Below are 19604 nucleotides of genomic sequence, written 5' to 3' on the forward strand. Positions count from 1 at the left end.
TGGGCCGTTTCACTGGCACCTCGCATCTTCGACGACGATGCCGGTGGGGGGCTTCGACCCGTCGGACATGGTGACGCCGTCGACCTCGGCCCGGCACAGATAGAGGTTGAACCAGGAGCCGTAGGACGAGAGGCGGGACAGGGCGGTCATCTTGGCGGGCGTCCTGTCGAGGAAGTTCTCGATCTGCGGGATGCCGTCGCCGAGGGTGCCGGAGAGCCGGCCGAGCTGCTTGATGTCGTTCTTGAGGGGCTTACGGGCGTCCTGGAGGAAGCCGGCGGTGACGGTCGTCAGGTCACCCATGGCCTGGGCGGCGTCGCCGAGCGGTTTGCGGTCCTCGTTGAAGCCGGAGACGAGCCGGGTGAGGGTGGTGACGAGGTCGTCGAACTTGTCCTCGCGGTCGTTGATCGTCTTCAGGACCTCGGTGAGGTTGCCGACGACCTGCCCGATGACCTGGTCCTTCGCGGCGACGGTCGTGGTGAGGGAGCCGACGTGCTCGATGAGGCTGTCGACGGTGCCGCCCTCGCCCTGGAGGACCTTGACGATGGAGCCGGCCAGCTCGTTGACGTCCTTCGGCGAGAGGCCCTCGAAGAGCGGCTTGAAGCCGTTGAAGAGGAGGGTCAGGTCGAGGGCGGGCCGGGTGCGGGTGAGCGGGATGGTGGCACCGGGGTCGAGATCCCCCGTGTCGTCCCCGGTGCCACGTTCGAGGGCCACGTACCGCTGGCCGACCATGTTGAGGTACTTCACGGCGGCCGTGGTGGTACGGGGCAGTTCCCGTCCCTTGTCGACGGTGAAGGTGACCTGGGCGGTGCGGTGGTCGACGACGCGGACGTCGGTGACCTCGCCGACCTTGACGCCGGAGATCCGCACGCCGTCCCCGTCGATGAGCCCGGTGACGTCGGTGAACAGGGCGCGGTAAGTCGTGGTGTCCGTACCCACTCCCGTGTTGGCGATGGACAGTCCGAGCAGGGCGGTGGCGAGCGCGGTGACGACGAGGAAGATCAGGGACTTGATGACGGGCCCGGCGACGGACCGCCGGCGGACGTGCCCGAACTCGGTGTCTTTCGCGGTCACTTGAGCTTCACCTCCGTCCCCCGGTAGACGGGTCCGACGAGCAGGCTCGACCAGTCGGGCAGGTCGCCCGGCGCGGCCTTGACGGCCGGTGCGATGAGCTCGTTCACCAGGTCGTTCTCCTGCGGCGAGTTGGCGGGCCCGAGGTTCTGCTCGGCGGAGGCCGTGGCGGTGACGGGCGCGCGGGCGGCGGCGCCGAGGTACGGCACCGGGTAGCAGTGGGGGCCGCCGCCGGTGGAGTACGTGGGGGTGTCGCGGCCGGGGACGTAGTTGCCGCGCGAGGCGACGGTGGTGACGTCGACGTGCAGCCCGGGTTCGTCGGTGCCCTTGCCGAGCGCCTGGTCCATGCGGGGCACGAACTCGGTGAGGGTGCGCAGGGTGCACGGGAACGACGGCGAGTACTTCGCGAGCAGTTCGAGCGTGGGCCGTGAGGTGGCGGACAGCCGGATGATGTTGTCCTGGTTGGCCCGCAGGAAGGCGTCCAGGTCCTCGGCCGTGCGGGTCGTGCCGCCGTAGGCCGCGGCGAGGTCCTTCTCCTTCTCGGCGATCGTGCCGCTGGTGGTGGTGAAGTCGGTGAGCGCGTCGAGGATGCCGGGGGCGGCGTCCGCGTAGACGTGCGAGACCTTCACCAGCTGCTTGAGGTCCTCGTTGAGGGTCGGCAGGTTCGGGTTGAACTTCTTCAGGTGCGCGTCGAGCGTGCTGAGCGTCTCGCCGATCTTGCTGCCGCGTCCTTCGAGCGCCTGGGAGACGGCGGACAGCGTCGACGACAGTTTCTGCGGCTGCACGGCGGTGAGCATCGGCAGGACGTCGTCGAGGACCTGCTGGAGCTCGATGGCGTTGGCGGAACGGTCCTGCGGGATGACGGCCCCGGCCGGCAGCATCCGCGTACTGGGGTTGCTCGGCGGGACGAGGGCCACGTACCGCTCGCCGAACAGGGTGGTCGGCAGCATCTGGGCGCGCACGTCGTCGGGGATGCGGTCGAGGGCGCCCGGCTCGAGCGCGAGGGTGAGCCGGGCCCCGGTGTCGGTGGCGTCGATGTCCCGCACCTCGCCGAGGACGACGCCCCGCAGTTTGACCTCGGCCCCGAGGTGCATCTCGTTGCCTGCGCTGCCCGTCTCGACCACGACTTCGTCGGAGTCGACGAAGTCCTTGTTGTAGACGGCGACGGCGAGCCAGATGAGCAGGGCGGGCACGACGAGGAAGACGATGCCGGCGAGCCGGCGGCGCAGGGTCTCCATGGGTCAGCCCGCCACCTTCACGGTCGTCGTGGCGCCCCAGAGCGCCAGCGAGAGGAAGAAGTCGGTGACGGAGATCAGCACGATGGCGTTCCGCACGGACCGTCCGACCGCGATCCCGACGCCCGCCGGTCCCCCGCTCGCCCGGAACCCGTAGTAGCAGTGGGCGAGGATCACCATGACGCTGAAGACGAGCACCTTCAGCACCGAAAGGATCACGTCCGTGGGCGACAGGAAGAGATTGAAGTAGTGGTCGTACGTGCCCTGCGACTGCCCGTTGAAGACGGTCGTGACGATGCGGGAGGCGAGGTACGAGGAGAGCAGGCCGATCGCGTAGAGCGGGATGATGGCGACGACGCCGGCGATGATCCGGGTGGTGACGAGGTACGGCATGGACCGCACGCCCATCCCTTCGAGCGCGTCCACCTCCTCGTTGATCCGCATGGCGCCGAGCTGCGCGGTGAAGCCGGCGCCGACGGTGGCGGACAGGGCGAGTCCGGCGACGAGCGGGGCGATCTCGCGGGTGTTGAAGTACGCGGAGACGAACCCGGTGAAGGCGGCGGTGCCGATCTGGTCCAGGGCGGCGTAGCCCTGGAGGCCGACGACGGTGCCGGTGGCGGCGGTCATCGCGATCATCACGCCGATGGTGCCGCCGATGACACCGAGCCCGCCGGACCCGAAGGCGACCTCGGCGAGCAGCCGCTGCACTTCCTTGGTGTAGCGGCGCAGCGTGCGCGGGATCCACACCAAGGCGCGTAGGTAGAAGAGGAGTTGGTCGCCACCACGGTCGAGCCAGACGAGGGGGGAGGTCATGACGGGCTCAGCCTCCCTTCGGTGGAACGATCTGGAGGTAGATGCCGGTCATCACGGTGTTCACGAAGAAGAGCAGGATGAAGGTGATGACGACGGACTGGTTCACGGCGTCACCGACACCCTTGGGTCCGCCGCGCGGGTTGAGCCCCCGGTACGCGGCCACGATCCCGGCGATGAACCCGAAGATGAGGGCCTTCAGCTCGCTGATGTAGAGGTCGGGGAGCTGGGCGAGCGCGGAGAAGCTCTGGAGGTACGCGCCCGGGGTGCCGCCCTGAAGGACGATGTTGAAGAAGTACCCGCCCAGCGTGCCGACGACGGAGACCATGCCGTTGAGCAGCACGGCGACGGACATGGTGGCGAGGACGCGGGGCACGACGAGCCGCTGCACGGGCGAGACACCCATGACGGTCATGGCGTCGAGCTCCTCGCGGATCTTCCGGGATCCGAGGTCGGCGCAGATGGCGGATCCACCGGCGCCCGCGATGAGCAGGGCGACGATGAGCGGGCTGGCCTGTTGGATGACGGCGAGCACGCTGGCGCCGCCGGTGAACGACTGGGCGCCCAACTGCTGAGTGAGTGAGCCGACTTGGAGTGCGATGACGGCGCCGAACGGGATGGACACGAGCGCCGCCGGCAGGATCGTCACGCTGGCGACGAACCAGAACTGCTCGATGAACTCCCGGAATTGGAAGGGCCGCCGGAAGACGGCCCGCGCCACCTGGAGCGCGAGCGCGAACAGCCGGCCCGTCTGTCTGAGGGGGCCGAGCCATTTGGCCCCTCCGGCGTTTGAGGAGCGGGGTCCGGGGCGGCGCCCCGTGGCCTCCACGCCATCGCCGGTCGAGGCTCTCTCGTCGAGGCTCATGACAGCGTTGCCCCCTGCTCGACAGGCTCGGAGCCGTACGTGGCCCGAATGGCCGCCTGCGCGGTCTCCGGCAGGCTGGGCAGCATCTTCAGCACCCGCTCCCGGCGCCGGGCGACCGCCGCCCGCTCCCCCAGCCCGGGCGAGGGCTGGAGCTGCGGCACGAGCTCGCGCGGCGCGGTGCTCTTGGCGGGCCCCTCGGCGGCCAGCGTCGCCGCGTCCTTCTCCTCGGACATGCCGATCGGCCCGACCACGTCCGCGGTGAGGAACTGCCGGACCACCGGCTCCTCGCTCGTCAGCAGGACTTCCCGCGGCCCGAAGGTCACCAGGTTCCGCCGGTAGAGCATCCCCATGTTGTCGGGCATGGTCGCCGCGATATCGAGGTTGTGGGTGACGACGAGCATCGTCGCGTCGATCTGCGTGTTCAGGTCGATGAGCAGCTGCGAGAGAAAGGCGGTCCGTACGGGGTCGAGCCCGGAGTCCGGCTCGTCACAGAGGATGATCTGCGGGTCGAGCACGAGGGCCCGCGCGAGCCCGGCCCGCTTGCGCATACCGCCGCTGATCTCACCGGGCAGCTTGCCCTCGGCGCCCAACAGGCCGACCACGTCGATCCGTTCCATCACGATGCGACGGATCTCGGACTCCTTCTTCTTCGTGTGCTCGCGCAGCGGGAACGCGATGTTGTCGAAGAGGTTCATGGAGCCGAACAGGGCGCCGTCCTGGAACATGAGCCCGAACAGCTTGCGGGCCTCCATGATGTCCCGTTCGGGGCTGCGGGCCATGTCGACGCCGTCGACCAGGACCCGGCCGTGCTCGGGCTTGAGCAGCCCGATCAGGGACTTCAGGAAGACGGTCTTGCCGGTACCGGAGGGTCCGAGCATGACGCTCACCTCGCCGGCCGGCAGGGTGAGGCTGACGTCCTGCCAGATCTGCTGCTTGCCGAAGGACTTCGTGAGGCCCTCGACCTTTACTTCGATTCCCATGTCACCTCCAGCAAGCACTCGTGGCTCGGTCGCTCTGTTGCTCGATGTGCACCGGGGGCGCACGGTAAGTAGATTTCCCGCCCCGGGACAAGCGGTCGGACGGTGAATTCCGCTTTGTCATCCAGGCTTTGTCATCGAGTGACAAATCTGTACGGGGCGTTTGTTTTCTGCCGAGCAGTCGCATGGGGGGCGGGGGTGAGCGGGGTCTCGTGTTCCGGGGGGTTGGATTTCACGAGACCCCGCCCTCGGGGGCCACTCCGGAAGGAGGATCGGACCGGCGTTCCCCGATTCAACTCCAGGTCGACAGGGGGGTGTCGACGAGGAGTCCAGTGGCCACCGCATCGACGCTACGGCCGGGTAACCTCGCCTCGCAATAGCGGGCTCGGAACTTTCCCGCGGCCCGCCACCGACCCGGAATTCTTTGATGCCGGGAAATCAATTCGGCCGCGCCTTCTGTCAGCGAGTGATGAAACGGCGCGCGCTCAGGTCCGTCACTTCACGCCCTCGTGCCAGTACTGCGAGAGCAGCTTGCCCTCGTTCGGCACCGCACTGCTGGGCGACGCGAAGGCCGCGACGTACGTGGACGTGCTGTTGAGCGCGAGGCTGTTGCCGCCGGAGGCGGACGGCAGCCCGGACTTGAGGTTGACGGCCCAGTCGAGTGCGCCGAGCAGGCCGCAGCCGTTCGCCCCGGGGACGGCGTACGTCGAGTCGCCCTGGTTCGCCCCGAGGATGCTCAGCTGGTTGAGCACTCCCGTGGAGTTGAGGGTGCCGTCGGGATTGAAGCGCTGCTGCTTGACCGCCGGCGCCGAGGTGTTCTGCGGGCGCAGCACGATGGGGTTCGAGGAGGAGCCGATGTAGCACTTGTCGCCGAGGAACGGGTTCTCGAGCTTGATCCGGACCGGCAGGCTGATGATCGGCTGTCCCTGCGTCACGCCCGCGAGCAGCTTGAAGTCGGTCGGAGTGTTCACGGACTGGACCTTCGCGGTCACCCGGTTGAGGTCGTTGTCCGTGAGCTGCTTGCAGATGTCGCTGACCAGCGGGATGTCACTGGGACACATGAGCCCGAGGAGCCCGCCCGGCAGTTGGGCCGGGGCCGCGACGAGGGCGCCGTCGGCCGGCGGGACGACGGTGGTCGTGCCGTCGGAGTGGGTGATGACCCCGGCCTGGAGGTCGGTGCGACCGGTCGGCACGACGGAGGTGCCCATCTTGATGGAGCCGCTGTCCGAGCTGGAGGAGATGCAGATCGCCACGTCCGTCTTGCCGTCGGCGGCGAGCATGCTCGGGGCGTCGACGGGGCAGCGGCCGAACGGGGCCCAGGCGCCGTCCATCTCGGTGGCGGCGCCGGCCGGAGCCAGCGCGGCGAGGGTGGCGAGCGCCGTCGCGGCGGTCACGACACCGGCACGGGTCAGATTCTGCGTACGTCTCGTCGAGCGCATGGCGGATTTCCCTTCACGGAAGGCAGAAGGCGGGCGTGAGCGGGGAGAACTGCGGGAGCAGCCGGGACGTTACTGGCGGGAAACCTCTGCGGCAATGCCCCTCGTTGACAGAAATTCCACTACCGCCTCGTTTATCAACGAGTGAGCAATCCATCCAGGCATTCACTCGCCAAGTGAGCAGAGATGCACCCGGCCCGGAAAATGCTCACCCTCGGACAAGGTCCGCGCGATGGCCTGATCGGCCGAAGACAAAAAGAACCCCGACTTCAACCACTTCGCCGAATTCTCCCGGCATCCCATTGCGGCCTCTGGTTACTTGCTCGTAACGTCCATGAGGCAGGCGAGGGAAGGGCCGTGCCCCCACCCCCCTCTTCCGCCCGGAGTTGCACACCATCCGTCCCGGCCTCCCGCGGGACGGCGCTCCCCATCTCGTACGCCCTACATCCCTGGAGGGATTCACCGTGCGCAGAATGACCCGCAACACCGCCGTAGCCGCCGCCGCGTTCGCCGCGGCGGTCGGCCTCTCCGTGTCCTCCGCCTCCGCCACCGCCCAGGCCGGCTACGTCGTGTCCCCGGGCGGCGCCTTCGAGGCCAACGCGGTCAACCCGACGCTGACCGTGCCGGGTGCCACTCTCACCTGCGACACCTCTCACGCGGCCGGCACCCTGCAGACCGCATCCGCCGACGGTGTCGGCATCGGTGACATCAACAGCATCGACTTCGCCGGTTGCAACGTGAACGGCATCGACTTCGACGTGTCGCCGTCCGCGCTGCCGTGGAAGATCAACGTCACGGGCATGAGCAGCACCACGCGAGCCGACGGAACCATCACCGGCATCGTCGCGCAGATCACCGGCTTCGGCTGCGAGGCCACCTTCGCCGGCAGCGTGACCGGCTGGTACGAGAACGGCGCCAACATCCTGCACGTCACCGGTGGCGGCAGCCTCGCCGCGCAGGACGACGCGAACTGTCTCGGCCTCATCAACCCGGGCGACCATGCGGAATTCCTCGGCGACTACCAGCTGACGAGTGCCCAGACGATCTCCCAGGGCTGACCCGCGATCACGCACCAGGCACCGACCGACGCCCGCCACCGAGCTGACACTCGGCGGCGGGCGCTCGGCGCGTCCCGGAGCAGGCCGGACCACGAGACGACGACGGATGCCGGAGGGCGGCAGCCGGGCAGAGGAGACAGCTCACGATGAACGTCAGCGAGCAGCACCCTTCGCGGGCCGGCCGCGGGGGGCGACGTACGACCCGTCGTATCGCCACGGCGACGGCGATCGCCCTCGTCCTGGGCGTGACGTCCGGCACCGGTTCCCGTGCCGACGAGGCGCTCGACGCGGTCACGCTGACCTACGACTGCCCGCTGCCGGGCAGTTCGAACGGCTCGACGCGGGTGACGGCCCGCGTGCGGACGGAACTGCCCGCCGACGCCTCGGCCGGTGTGCCCATCGATCCGGGGCAGGTGACGGTGGACACGACAGCACCGTTCGACGACCTCGCCGGCTTGCTGCCCGAGGGAACCACGGCCTTGGCGAGCGAGGCCGAACTGGCCGTACAGGTACGGCACAACGGCGAGACGGCCGAGGCGACGTGGTCTCGGCTGGCCGCCCAGAGCCTCGTGCCCGGCGAGGGGGAGGACCTTCGCCTCACCCACCTGGGCAAGGCATCGACCATCACGGTGGGATCACCCGGTGACGTCACACTGTCCGCCGGCGAACTGCGCCTGAGCATCAGTCCGGTCGGCGAGGCGGACAAGGGCGTCGGTGAACCGGTGGTGCTGACGTGCTCGCCGGCAGAGGGACACGACGGGACCCTGGCGACCGTACCCGTGTCGGGCGAGGACCGCTCGGACACGGCAGGGGCCGATACCGGCGCCCCCTCGGGCCGTGAAGGCCGCGGAGGGCTGTCCGTGGCACCCGAGGCGGACGAGACCACGCCCGGGGCGCCGGAGACCTGCCCGGACGTCACCATCGAGGGCGAACCGGACCCGACCTACGCCCTGCCACCGCTGCCAGGCACGGAGTTGCAGGACGTCACCCATGGGGCGTCGAGGCGAGTCTGCACCTACGCAGCAGGACTGGCGGCCGTGCGCAAACAGAACGGCTCCATGATCATCAACGATCCTTCGCGTCGGCCCACGCTCATGAGCATGATCGTGGCCAAGAACTCGTACACCAGCAAGAGCACGCCGGGAAACGGGTTCTACAACCGGCAGGACTCCATCGGGCAGATCGATCTTCCCGACGCCGAGTCGACGTTCCTCACGTTCAACTTCACCCCCGTGACCGCGCGCGTGAGCTTCGACACCGGACCGGTCACGGCCACCACCGGAACCCGCGGCAGAAGTCCCAACAAGGAGGTCTGGGCAGCGATCAGCTTCGACCAGAGCCTTCGCCTGCACGACGTGAGCGTGAACGGGACACCGCTGGACGTCGGACCGAACTGCCGCTCCAAGGCGCCCTTCCGCGTGGTGCTGGAAGGAACATTCGGCCCCAACGGCACACAGGGAACCTACACAAACGTGCTCCTGGGAGGGCTCCTCACCAGCAAGAACTACCCGGTCGACATCCCGCCCTTCTCTGGTTGCGGCTCTCAGGGCGAGGACCTGGACGCCCTGTTCACCGCAGCCATCAGCGGGCCGGGGAACCTGATCGCGATGAATCAAGCGACGGTGTGCATCCCTGATTTCCCCGCCGGCCGCAACGGCTGCCCCCCGGCAGCCGCCGCCCTCCCCGCCCTGACCCTCCCCACCCTCTGACCCCTCCGACGTGCACCACCCGCGCTTTACAGCCAACCTCAAGCCGAGTGGTGTACATCACACGTAAGTTGCTCTAGTTTCAGGAGCTCCCAAAGGTACGCACCTGACGGCCACGCAAGGGCCACACGGGCCACACCCTTCGGCCCTTGCGACGCCGTTCCCCACCGGGCGCCCGGACAGCGAGGACCGCACATGCCTCCGCGCGTACAGCCACCTGACGTCAACGAACCGCTGGGTCCGCTCCCCCGCGAGTTCGCCGCCATCATGCGGCCCGAGATCCCCGGCCTGATCAAGGAGATCCGGGTCGAGGTCACCCGCGCGTATCCCGAGTACGCCCAGCTCCTCAACGGCCCGAGCGGGGCGGCGATCCGCCAGGGTGTCGAGCACGCCCTGTCGGCCTTCGTCGACCGGGTCGCCGACCCCGCCGCGTCCTCCATCGCCCGCGACGAGCTGCTCCGCAAGTTCGGCCGCGTCGAGGCCTACGAGGGCCGCGACCTGGAGACCCTCCAGAGCGCCTACCGGCTCGGCGCCCGGGTCGCCCTGCGCCGCGCCAAGACGATCGGCCGCCGCTTCGACCTGTCCCCCACCCTCCTCCTCACCTTCGCCGACGCGCTCTTCGCGTACATCGACGAACTGGGAGCGCTCTCACGCGAGGGCTATCTGGAGGTTCAGGCGAAGTCCGGATCGGCACTGGAAACGCTCCGAAGACGCTTGCTCCACCTCCTCCTCGCCGGCACCCCGCTCACCCACGCGACGATCAACGAGCTGTGCGATCAGGCCAGTTGGCCGCTCCCCGAGCAGGCCACCCTCATCGCCCTGCGCACCCCGGCGCCCGACGCCATCCAGGCGGACCTGGACATCGATGTCCTCGCCGACCTGGGCGCCCCGCAGCCTCATCTTCTGGTCCCCGGCCCGCTCACCCCCGAGCGCCGCGCGATGCTGGAGTCCGCGACCTACGGCACGCCGATCGCCATCGGCCTCCCGCTGCCCACCGCACAGGCCGCCGACTCGCTCCGCTGGGCCCGCCGCACGCTCCAGCTCGTCGACGACGACATCGTTGCCGACGCCCCGGTCCTCGACACCGCCGACCATCTCGTGACCCTGTGGCTGCTCTCCGACCCGGCCCTCGTCACCGAGATCGCCACCCGCGAACTGGCCCCGCTCGACAAGTCCTCCGGCACCCGCCGCGCCCGCCTCGTGGAGACCCTCCACGCCTGGCTGACCACACGCGGCACCGCCGAGCAGGTGGGCGACACCCTCGGCGTCCACGCCCAGACGGTCCGCTACCGCCTGCGCAACCTGGAGGCCCACTTCAACGGCCAACTCGACGACCCGGACCGCCGGTTCGCCATGGAGGCGGCACTGCGAGCACTCCACCTCCATGACGGCGGCGTCACCCGCTGACCTGCCCCGCGACGAACACGCGGAACACCCCCGGCGCGAGGCCGTCGTCACGACGGGCTCGATGCGCCGGCCGTGACCTCCCCCGCGTCACTGTCCGACCGTGGCTCCGGCCGAGACGGGTGGGACTTGGGCGTTCTGGCGCGGGGCCCCTGAAGCACGTACGTCAAAAGGAAGCCGAGCCCGACGACGACCGCGCCGCCGACCGCGTCGAGGACCCAGTGGTTGCCCGTCGCGACGATCGCGGACACCGTGAACAGCGGGTGGAGGAGGGCGAGCGCCTTCAGCCACCACTGGCGGGCCAGGATCGCGACGACGATGCCGCACCACAGGGACCAGCCGAAGTGCAGGGACGGCATCGCGGCGTACTGGTTGGTGAGCTGGGTGAGGGTGCCGTAGTCCGGCTTGGTGAAGTCCTGGACGCCGTGGACCGTGTCGATGAAGCCGAGGCCCGGCATCAGGCGCGGCGGGGCGAGCGGGTAGGCCCAGAAGCCGATCAGTGCGAGGAGTGTCGCGAAGCCGAGCGCGGCGCGGCCCCAGCGGTACTCGGCGGGGCGGCGCACGTACATGAAGCCGAGGACCGCGAGCGGGACGATGAAGTGGAAGGTCGTGTAGTAGAAGTTGAAGAAGTCCTTCAGCCAGGGGAGTTGGGTGGCGACCGTGTGGTTGATCGCGTGCTCGACGTCGAGGCCGAGGAACCTCTCGACGGTGTGGACCTGGTCGCCGTGCGCCTCGGCGGTCGCGCGGCCGCCGGAGATCGTGCCGCCCGTCGCGGCGAGGCGGACCTGCTGGTAGGCGGAGTAGCCGACGCGGATCAGGATGAGTTCGAGGATGAGGTTCGGGCGGTCCACGACCCGGCGCAGGAACGGCAGGAGCGGGACGTGCTTCCAGCGGGCGGGGGCCTGGGGCGCGTACGTGGCGGGGATCGGGGTCGCGTACAGGGGTGAGGTGCGCGGGAGGAAGGGGACCGCGACGGCCGCGGCGAGGGCGGCGATGAGGACGACATTGTCCCGGACGGGCTCCAGGAACGTCATGTTCGGCAGCATCATCGTCGCGGGCAGCGTGAGCGCGAGGACGACGAGGACCGGCCACATGTAGCGGTCGGAGGCGCGCTTGCCGACGCGGCCGACGACGGCGAGCAGCACCCACAGGAGCTGGTGCTGCCAGGTGGTCGGCGAGACGGCGACGGCGACGCAGCCGGTGACGGCGACCGCGAGGAGGAGCTGGCCGTCGCGGGCGTGGCGGACGGCGCGGCGCAGGCCGAGGACGGTGACGGCGGCGCCGAGCGCGAGGAAGAGGGCGATCTCGCCGGGGCCTTCGAGGCCGAGGCGGAGCAGCATGCCGTGCAGGGACTGGTTCGCGGTGGCGGCCGGGTCGGCGGCGAGTCCGGCGCCGGCGAGGTGGTGGATCCAGTACGTCCAGGAGTCCTGCGGCATGACGGCCCAGGCGAGGAGCGTGGCCGCGCCGAAGGTGCCGAGGGCGGTCGTGGCGGCCTGCCGGCGGCCGGTGAACCAGAGCAGCGGGGCGAAGAGGAGGACGGTCGGCTGGAGCGCGGCGGCGGCGCCGATGAGGAGACCGGAGGCCTTCTCGCCGGGGACGACGAAGCAGCCGAGCAGCACGAGGAGAACCGGGATGATGCTGGTCTGGCCGGTGGTGAAGGTGTTGCGGACCGGCAGGGACAGCATGAGGAGACTGATCGCGACGGGGGCCGCGAGCAGGGAGGTGCGGCGGGCGACCGGCTGCGGGAGGGCGCGGGCGGCGATCAGCCCGAGCGCGACGACGAGCGCGAGGGAGCCGAAGGTCCAGCCCCAGCCGAGCGCCTGCTCGGCGGCGACGGAGAAGGGTCTGAGGACGAGCCCGGAGAACGGGGTGCCGGTGAAGCGGTCGGTGCCGCCGGCGCCTTCGTAGAGGGAGCCGCTGACGTGCAGGACGCCCTCGGGGCCGATCCAGGTCTCCAGGTCGGTGAGGCGTTCGCCGCGCGGGGTGGACAGGACGGCGACGAGCTGGCGGGTCGCGAGAAGTGCGGCGAGCAACCAGAGGAGGGCGCGGGCGGCGGTCAGCCGGCCGGTGCCGTCGCCGATGCCGGTGGAGAGGGCGGCGGCGGTGGCGCCGGGTCTGCCGAGGGGGCCGGGTGTGCTCCGGGGGCCTGGGGAGCCGGGTGCGCCGCCCGCCGGTCCCGTCCCGCGCTCTGTGACCCGTCGTTCTGCCCGCTCCGCGTTCGCCACGTGCCGTCGGCCTCCAGCCGCCTGTCCCGGCACCCGCGCACGGCGAGTGCCCGCTCCGTCCTTGAATCCTCCTCCGTGGACCTTTTGGCGTCCTCTTCAGAGGTTCGCACCGTCCCGTACCGAAGGACGCGGGCACGCCCCGGTTCACCTGACTTCGGCCTGGTTACGGCCGGAAGGCGACACGACGGGCCCCGGTCCATGGCGTGCGGATCACGTGTTGATTGCGTGCTACATGGATCGGTTCCGCGACAAACCTCACAGGAGACCTGATCGCGAAGGCGCGCCCGCTCCCGCGTTTTCCCAGGCCAGGCCGGACATCACCACGGAGCGCTGCGGAGCGAACACTACCCGTTACCGCCCGGTGCGCCCCTATCGTCCCTTCAGGGCCGTTCCGCGTGAACGGCCTTTGCCCTTGTCCCCCACGAAAGGCAGGCGAGCGAGACCTTGTCGTCCACCCTCTCCGTCGCCCCCAGTACCAGCAGGTCCGGAGCCTCCTCGGCCCCGGACCGCCGCACCACCGCCGAGCAGCAAGACGTCACCGTCACCGACCCGTCCCTCGTCAAGCGGGCGGTCAAGGCGGCAGCGCTCGGCAACGCGATGGAGTGGTTCGACTTCGGCGTCTACGGCTACCTGACCGCGACCCTGGGGCACGTCTTCTTCCCGACGGCGTCCAGCACCGCGCAGGTCCTGTCCACGCTCGGCACCTTCGCCGCGGCCTTCCTGGTCCGCCCCATCGGCGGCGCCTTCTTCGGCCCGCTCGGCGACCGCATCGGCCGCCAGAAGGTCCTCGCCATCACCATGATCATGATGGCGGCGGGCACCTTCGCGATCGGCCTGATCCCCTCCTACAACACCATCGGTGTGTGGGCGCCCGTGCTGCTGATCATGGCGCGCATGGTGCAGGGCTTCTCGACGGGCGGTGAGTACGGCGGCGCGTGCACGTTCATCGCCGAGTACGCGCCCGACAAGCGCCGCGGCTTCTTCGGCTCGTTCCTCGAGTTCGGCACGCTCATCGGCTACGTCGCCGGTGCGGGCCTCGCCACCGCCCTGACGACGCTGATGTCCTCCGGCGACCTGTACGGCTGGGGCTGGCGCATCCCGTTCCTCATCGCCGGCCCGATCGGTCTGGTCGGCCTGTACGTGCGGATGAAGCTGGAGGAGACCCCGGCCTTCCAGAAGCTCGCGGAGGAGGCCGAGGCCAAGCAGAAGGCGCAGCCCAAGCCGAAGCTGCGCGAGATGTTCGTCGGCAAGGGCGCGGGCAGCGCCATGATGCTCTGCATCGCACTGGTCCTCGTCTTCAACGTCACCGACTACATGCTGCTGTCGTACATGCCGACCTTCCTCAGCGAGGAGATGGGCTACGACGCGACGCACGGCACGCTGATCCTCATCGGCGTGATGGTCCTGATGATGTGCGTGCAGATCCCGATGGGCGCCGCCAACGACCGCTTCGGCCACCGCAAGGTCATCGGCGCGGCCTGCGCCGGCTTCGTCCTGCTGTCCGTCCCGGCCGTCCTGCTGATCCGCGCCGGTTCGACCTGGTCCATCGCCCTGGGCCTCGCTGCGCTGGGCCTGCTCCTGGTCGGCTTCACGTCCTCGATGCCGTCGGCGCTCCCGGCCCTCTTCCCGACGAAGGTCCGCTACGGCTCCCTGTCCGTCGGCTTCAACCTCTCCGTGTCCCTGTTCGGCGGCACGACCCCGCTGGTGGCCGCCGCGCTCATCGCGGCCACGGGGAACCTGATGATCCCGGCGTACTACATGATGGCGGCGGCCGTCATCGGCGGCATCGCGGCCTGGCGCATGCGCGAGAGCGCGGGCAAGCCGCTGCCGGGTTCCGCTCCGGCGGTCTGATCTTTGCCGGGGCGGTGCGCCCCCTAGGGGCGCGGGGAACTGCGCGAGCAACCCGCGAAAAGCCGCGGACGCATCTGCTCATGAACCACGCAGACGCGTCCGCGGCTTTTCGAGCAACAGCCCCGTAACGACGGGAACCCGGCCGGACGATCACCCCGTCCGAACGGACATGCAGACCAACCGGGCCCGGGCCGCGCTGATCATCGTGGCCGCACTACTGTTCCAGCTCCTCGCGGTGAGCGTCCCCGCCAACGCGTGCGGCTGCGGAGCCATGGTGCCGCGCAGCCAGGGCCAGATCTCCGTGGACGACGAGACATCGGTGCTGCGCTGGGACGGCCGCACGGAGCAGATCGTGATGCGGCTCGCGGTGCACGGCAGCGCCCACGACGCCGCCTGGATCATGCCCGTCCCACACCGGGCGACCGTGAAGCTCGGCGACGTGGACCTGTTCACCGACCTGTCCGTGGCGACCGCCCCCGAGGTCCGCACCCGGCACTACTTCTGGCCCCGCGCCGGCGACTGGCCCTTCGACGGCGGAGCCGGAGACGGCGCCGCCGCCACCCCGTCCGCCGCCGGTTCCGGCGTCGGTGTCGTGGGCCGCGAGCGCCTCGGCCCCTTCGACGTCGCCCGGCTCACCGCCACCGACCCGGACGCGCTGGCCGACTGGCTGCACGACAACGGCTTCGAGCTGCCCGCCCGCCTCGACCGCGCCCTGCGCCCCTACGTCGACCAGGGCTGGGAGTACGTGGCGGTCCGCCTCGCCCCGGCCACCGCCGACCATCTCCCGATGACCGGCAGCCTCGACCCGCTGCATCTGACCTTCGCCAGCGAACGCCCCGTCTATCCCATGCGGCTGTCCCGCCTGGCCCGCACCGAGCAGCACCTCAACCTGTACGTGCTGGCCGCCCACCGGATGGAGCCCCGCTCGGCGATCGGCGGAGCCGCACCCCGGATGACGTTCGCGGGGAAGGTCACGAACACCTACGGCCCGCTCGCCGAGTTCGCGACCGGCACCCCGTACCTGACCGCGTACACCCAGGACTTCCCGACGCCGTCCACGATCGACGGCGACCACGAACTGCGCCGCTCCGCGCACGACACCGCGTACCGGCAGGTGAAGTACGAGGACGAGCTGCTGACCGTGGGGCCGGACATCCCGGTCTGGCTGCTGACCGTGCTCGGCGCGTTCGCGGCGGTGGCGACGACGGTGATCCTGCTCGTGGTCCGGGCCCGGCGCCGGCGACCCGTCGTGCCGCCTGCCCCCGTCCAGGCGCCGCCGCCCCTACGCTGACGGACATGACGACAGACTCCCCGGCAGCCCGCCAGCCCGATGTCGCAACCGCTGTCGACGCCTACTTCAGCGAACTCCTCGCCCCGGCCGACGAGGTGCTCGCCGCGGCCCTCGCCGACAGCGAGGCCGCCGGCCTCCCCCGGATCAACGTCTCGGCCACCAACGGAAAGCTCCTGCACCTGCTGGCCCTCACCCAGGGCGCCCGGCGCATCCTGGAGATCGGCACGCTCGGCGGCTACAGCACCATCTGGCTGGCCCGCGCGCTGCCCGCCGACGGTGCGCTGATCACCCTGGAGTACAGCGCGAAGCACGCGGAGGTGGCGCGGACCAACCTGGCCCGCGCCGGCTTCGACAAGACGGTCGAGGTGCGGGTCGGCGCGGCGCTCGACTCGCTGCCGGTCCTCGCCGGCGAGGGCCAGGTCTTCGACCTGGTCTTCATCGACGCGGACAAGGCCAACAACCCGAACTACCTGGAGTGGGCGGTGAAGCTGACCCGCCCCGGCAGCCTGATCGTCGTCGACAACGTCGTGCGCGGCGGCCGCGTCGTCGACCCGGACGACACGGAGCCGGACATCACCGGCACCCGCGCCGCCCTCAAGTTCCTCTCCGAGCACCCGAAGCTGGACGCGACCGCGATCCAGACGGTCGGCGTGAAGGGCTACGACGGCTTCGCGCTGGCCCGCGTGAAGGACTGACACCCGCTCAGTTCTCCTGGTAGAAGCCCACGTTGACGCTGCGCGGCCCGCTCCGGTCGAGGACGACGATCTCGCCGGACGCGCCGCGCGGCAGCTCGACGACCCCGCCGTACGGGACGGGCTGCCCGGGCCCCTGCGGGCTGCCGAACCGCACCCGCACCTCCGACGCCGGGTCGTCCTGCGAGCCGCGCAGCCAGCCCATGCTCCACTCGCCGCCGGGCCCGCACCGGAACTCCAGGTGCACCCGCGACACGAACAGCCAGTCGTCCGGCGTCACGAGCCGGCACTGGGCGGCGTCCCGCCCCACGCGCAGCACGGCGCCCGCCACACTGTCCGCCTCGGCCATCACCATGCCGGCCGTGGCCCCCGCGTCCTCGCCACCCACCGTGGCCATGGTCAGTTCGAGCACCGCACTCCCCCAAGCGTTCCGCGCTGTTCCTCCCGGCCTGCTGTTCGGCCGGGACGCCGCGCATCATAGGACGCCGGAGCCGCCTCTGGGACACTGAACCCATGACCGAACGCAAACCACCCGGCGTCAGCTTCGAGTCATTCGTCGACAAGCAGATCCGTGACGCGGAGCGTCGCGGCGACTTCTCCTCGCTGCCCGGCGCCGGCAAGCCGCTCGACACCTCGCCCGACACCCTCTACGACGAGAACTGGTGGGTGAAGCAGAAGCTCGCCCGCGAGGGCTTCTCCGTGCTCCCACCCTCCCTGGAACTGCGCAAGGAGGCCGAGGACACGCTGGCGGCGATCACGTCGGCGCCCTCGGAACGGATCGTCCGCGCGCGGATGAAGGAACTCAACGACAAGATCCGCGACATGATGTTCAAACCGCCGCCCGGCCCGCCCCTCGGCCTGAAGCCCTACGACGTGGACGAGATCGTGGAGCGCTGGCGGCAGGCCCGTGGGTGACGCCTACTTGGTCGGCGCCTGAGCCCAGTGCACGGCCACCCGTTCCCTTGTGTTCGCGTTTCGGCCCCTGCCGACGCTACGTGCCACGCTCACACGGCCAACGAACAGCGCAAGGAAATCGCGCCGTGCGGAAACGTCCCAGCCGGCCCAGGTCGACTCCGGGCCAAGAGGGTCCCCCTCCAGCGCTGTCCACTCCGGCGGGATGGACCCTGTGTCGGCCTCAGCGGTTCCCAGCTCTTCCACGCGCCCGGCCGTACGCGCCTCATGTGCTGTCAACCGTTCCACGGATTCACGGAACATCTGGTCACCCACGGCACCCGCGTACAGCCCTGCCTGCCGGTCGACGTACAGCGTGCGGAGCGCTTCTCGTACGTGCTCCAACTCTGTGCGTGCGGCAGCCAGTTCTTCCAGCCGTTCGCTCGTTTCCGCCTGAGCTGCGAACCGGCGCGCCGCTTCGGCGAACCATTCCTGGTCCTCGGGGTCCGCCGGGTCCAGCGCAGTCAGGCGCGACCACACCGTACGGGCCACCACGTCATCGGCAGCATCCATGTTGATGGCCAGCCCGCCATGCCCCGGCACTGCACCGGACTGCGCACGGTTGCAGCGGTAGAGCTGCTTACCGTTGCGCTTGTCCGTGACCATGGAACTGCCGCAGACGCCACAGAAGAGCATTCCGGCGCCTCCTAGCAGCGAGGGAACCGACCGACCACGCTGGCGACCCACGTGGGGTGTGCGGCCGTCGAGCACGTCTTGAAGGCGCCACCAGTCGTCAGCGGGCACGATCCCTTCATGCGCCACCAGCGGGGCTCCCGAGTCGTCGCGCAGGACGGCGCGTTTGGTTCCCTGGCGCTCAGCCGCATAACCAGCCAGGCGGGGATCACGCAGGATGCGCAGCACGGTGGAAGACACCCACGTCGTACGCTCCAGCGGAACGCTCACGCCCCTGTCCCGACGGGCGGTCACCCGCGCCGCCATGTGCGCCGCTTTGGTCGGCACGCCTTCGCCGTTCAGCCTCCGGGCGATGGCCGATGCCGCCATACCACCGAGCGCCCAAGAGACCATGTCGCGTACGTGAGGAGCCTCAGCGGGATCCGGGACCAGCTTGACCACCACCAGTTCCCCCCGCGGTTCCCGCGTCGACTCGAAGCCGTACGGAGCCATGCCGGACACATGGGAGCCCGCAGCGCGCAGTGTCTCTTTCGTCGCCGTGACGTACGCCGACTTCATGTCGGACTCTTGCTGAGCCAGCGCAGCGATCAGGCCGAAGATCGCTACCCCCGTGGGAGTGGAGGTGTCCAGGTACGGTTCCTCGACGCTGACAAGCAGCACGCCGTGTTCGGCCAGCTCCTCGTTGATGAGCATGGCCTCAAGGGCACCCTGTCGCGTGAGGCGGGACAGCGAGAACACGACCACTGCGTCTACGTGCCCGGCGCGAACGGCGGACATCATCTCCTCGAACTCCGGCCGGACGACCTTGGGGTCCCAGCCGGATGTGCCGACGTCGGCGAAGTGACCCGCGTTGTCCCACCCCTTGGCCGTGATCAACGCCTCGCACTTGGTCCGCTGCGCTTCGGGAGACGACGCGGAGTCGTCCTCACGCTTCCTTGACTGCCGGATGTAGGACACTGCGCGCACACGGTCCAGATCAGGGGTCCAGTCGAGGCCCCGTTTGACGAGAGGTGTCATGTGCCTAGCGTAGTAAAAATCAATGTCCTGACCGTCCCGGCCGAGCAGCGCGAGGTCCTCGAGAAGCGCTTCGCGTCGCGCGCCGGCACCGTCGAGAACTCCGACGGCTTCGAGTGGTTCGAGCTGCTGCGCCCCATCGAGGGCACCGACGACTACCTCGTGTACACGCGCTGGCGTGACGAGGAGTCGTTCCAGGCCTGGATGGAGGGCCCGATGAAGTCCGCCCACCAGGGCGGCGGCGAACGCCCGAAGCCCGCCGCGTCCGGCTCCACGGTGTGGTCCTTCGAGGTCGTCCAGCAGGCGGCACCGAAGACCGCGTAGCGGACGCAAGCACCCCCCGTCAGCCGTCCAGAGGTCGGATTCGGTCAAGGTCCATCTCGCATGC

At 69.8% G+C, this 19604-nt stretch carries 17 protein-coding genes; 8 read left to right on the plus strand and 9 right to left on the minus strand.

Annotated elements, in window-relative coordinates; genetic code table 11:
• Positions 1-9 precede the first annotated feature (9 nt).
• The 6 genes from ACFW9D_RS12440 to ACFW9D_RS12465 all read right to left on the minus strand — a co-directional run bounded on the left by ACFW9D_RS12440 (position 10) and on the right by ACFW9D_RS12465 (position 6394).
• On the minus strand, positions 10-1071 hold the full coding sequence (locus tag ACFW9D_RS12440) for an MCE family protein (RefSeq protein ID WP_188339178.1): 1062 nt from the start codon (positions 1069-1071) through the stop codon (positions 10-12).
• The gene (locus tag ACFW9D_RS12445; RefSeq protein WP_384620912.1) at positions 1068-2306 is read right to left on the minus strand and encodes an MCE family protein; all 1239 of its coding nucleotides are present in this window, start codon (positions 2304-2306) and stop codon (positions 1068-1070) included. Before ACFW9D_RS12445 ends, ACFW9D_RS12440 begins: the two co-directional genes overlap by 4 nt.
• A 3-nt stretch (positions 2307-2309) precedes the next feature.
• A complete protein-coding gene (locus ACFW9D_RS12450) occupies positions 2310-3116 on the minus strand; it encodes an MlaE family ABC transporter permease (protein WP_384620915.1) in 807 nt (268 codons plus the stop codon).
• Positions 3117-3123: 7 nt separating this feature from the next.
• A complete protein-coding gene (locus ACFW9D_RS12455) occupies positions 3124-3978 on the minus strand; it encodes an MlaE family ABC transporter permease (RefSeq protein ID WP_384620918.1) in 855 nt (284 codons plus the stop codon).
• Entirely contained in the window at positions 3975-4958 is a 984-nt protein-coding gene (locus tag ACFW9D_RS12460; protein WP_384620921.1) for an ABC transporter ATP-binding protein, read from the minus strand. Before ACFW9D_RS12460 ends, ACFW9D_RS12455 begins: the two co-directional genes overlap by 4 nt.
• A 491-nt stretch (positions 4959-5449) precedes the next feature.
• On the minus strand, positions 5450-6394 hold the full coding sequence (locus ACFW9D_RS12465; RefSeq protein WP_384620924.1) for a hypothetical protein: 945 nt from the start codon (positions 6392-6394) through the stop codon (positions 5450-5452).
• A gap of 470 nt (positions 6395-6864) precedes the next feature.
• Between ACFW9D_RS12465 and ACFW9D_RS12470 the strand changes: the two genes are divergently transcribed.
• From ACFW9D_RS12470 to ACFW9D_RS12480, 3 genes are all read left to right on the plus strand, one after another.
• Entirely contained in the window at positions 6865-7449 is a 585-nt protein-coding gene (locus ACFW9D_RS12470; protein WP_384620927.1) for a hypothetical protein, read from the plus strand.
• 146 nt (positions 7450-7595) lie between these two features.
• Positions 7596-9158 carry a DUF6801 domain-containing protein gene (locus ACFW9D_RS12475; RefSeq protein WP_384620929.1) on the plus strand — a complete coding sequence of 521 codons (1563 nt, stop codon included), beginning with the start codon at positions 7596-7598 and terminating at the stop codon, positions 9156-9158.
• 192 nt (positions 9159-9350) lie between these two features.
• Positions 9351-10562 carry a helix-turn-helix domain-containing protein gene (locus tag ACFW9D_RS12480; RefSeq protein WP_384620931.1) on the plus strand — a complete coding sequence of 404 codons (1212 nt, stop codon included), beginning with the start codon at positions 9351-9353 and terminating at the stop codon, positions 10560-10562.
• Between the two features lie 47 nt (positions 10563-10609).
• On the opposite strand, the gene ACFW9D_RS12485 is transcribed toward ACFW9D_RS12480, so the two are convergent.
• Positions 10610-12619 (minus strand): bifunctional glycosyltransferase 87/phosphatase PAP2 family protein, encoded by a 2010-nt coding sequence (locus ACFW9D_RS12485; protein WP_384620996.1) that lies wholly within the window; start codon positions 12617-12619, stop codon positions 10610-10612.
• 609 nt (positions 12620-13228) lie between these two features.
• On the opposite strand from ACFW9D_RS12485, the gene ACFW9D_RS12490 reads away from it, so the two are divergent.
• From ACFW9D_RS12490 to ACFW9D_RS12500, 3 genes are all read left to right on the plus strand, one after another.
• Positions 13229-14635, plus strand: coding sequence for an MFS transporter (locus tag ACFW9D_RS12490; RefSeq protein ID WP_384620934.1), 1407 nt, complete (start codon positions 13229-13231; stop codon positions 14633-14635).
• 169 nt (positions 14636-14804) lie between these two features.
• Complete coding sequence (locus ACFW9D_RS12495; protein ID WP_384620936.1) at positions 14805-15926, plus strand: DUF2330 domain-containing protein; 1122 nt, start codon at positions 14805-14807, stop codon at positions 15924-15926.
• A gap of 5 nt (positions 15927-15931) precedes the next feature.
• Positions 15932-16621 carry an O-methyltransferase gene (locus ACFW9D_RS12500; RefSeq protein WP_188339168.1) on the plus strand — a complete coding sequence of 230 codons (690 nt, stop codon included), beginning with the start codon at positions 15932-15934 and terminating at the stop codon, positions 16619-16621.
• 7 nt (positions 16622-16628) lie between these two features.
• Here ACFW9D_RS12500 and ACFW9D_RS12505 read toward each other — a convergent pair whose 3' ends face one another.
• The gene (locus ACFW9D_RS12505) at positions 16629-17030 is read right to left on the minus strand and encodes a hypothetical protein (RefSeq protein ID WP_384620940.1); all 402 of its coding nucleotides are present in this window, start codon (positions 17028-17030) and stop codon (positions 16629-16631) included.
• Between the two features lie 101 nt (positions 17031-17131).
• Here ACFW9D_RS12505 and ACFW9D_RS12510 point away from each other — a divergent pair, with 101 nt between their 5' ends.
• A complete protein-coding gene (locus ACFW9D_RS12510) occupies positions 17132-17533 on the plus strand; it encodes a DUF1992 domain-containing protein (RefSeq protein WP_188339166.1) in 402 nt (133 codons plus the stop codon).
• A 3-nt stretch (positions 17534-17536) separates the two neighbouring features.
• Here ACFW9D_RS12510 and ACFW9D_RS12515 read toward each other — a convergent pair whose 3' ends face one another.
• Entirely contained in the window at positions 17537-19219 is a 1683-nt protein-coding gene (locus ACFW9D_RS12515) for a recombinase family protein (protein ID WP_384620944.1), read from the minus strand.
• On the opposite strand from ACFW9D_RS12515, the gene ACFW9D_RS12520 reads away from it, so the two are divergent.
• Positions 19220-19540 (plus strand): antibiotic biosynthesis monooxygenase family protein, encoded by a 321-nt coding sequence (locus tag ACFW9D_RS12520; RefSeq protein WP_384620947.1) that lies wholly within the window; start codon positions 19220-19222, stop codon positions 19538-19540.
• Positions 19541-19604 lie beyond the last annotated feature (64 nt).

The sequence above is a fragment of the Streptomyces sp. NPDC059524 genome, from assembly GCF_042749255.1.
GTDB classification, from domain to species: domain Bacteria; phylum Actinomycetota; class Actinomycetes; order Streptomycetales; family Streptomycetaceae; genus Streptomyces; species Streptomyces xanthii.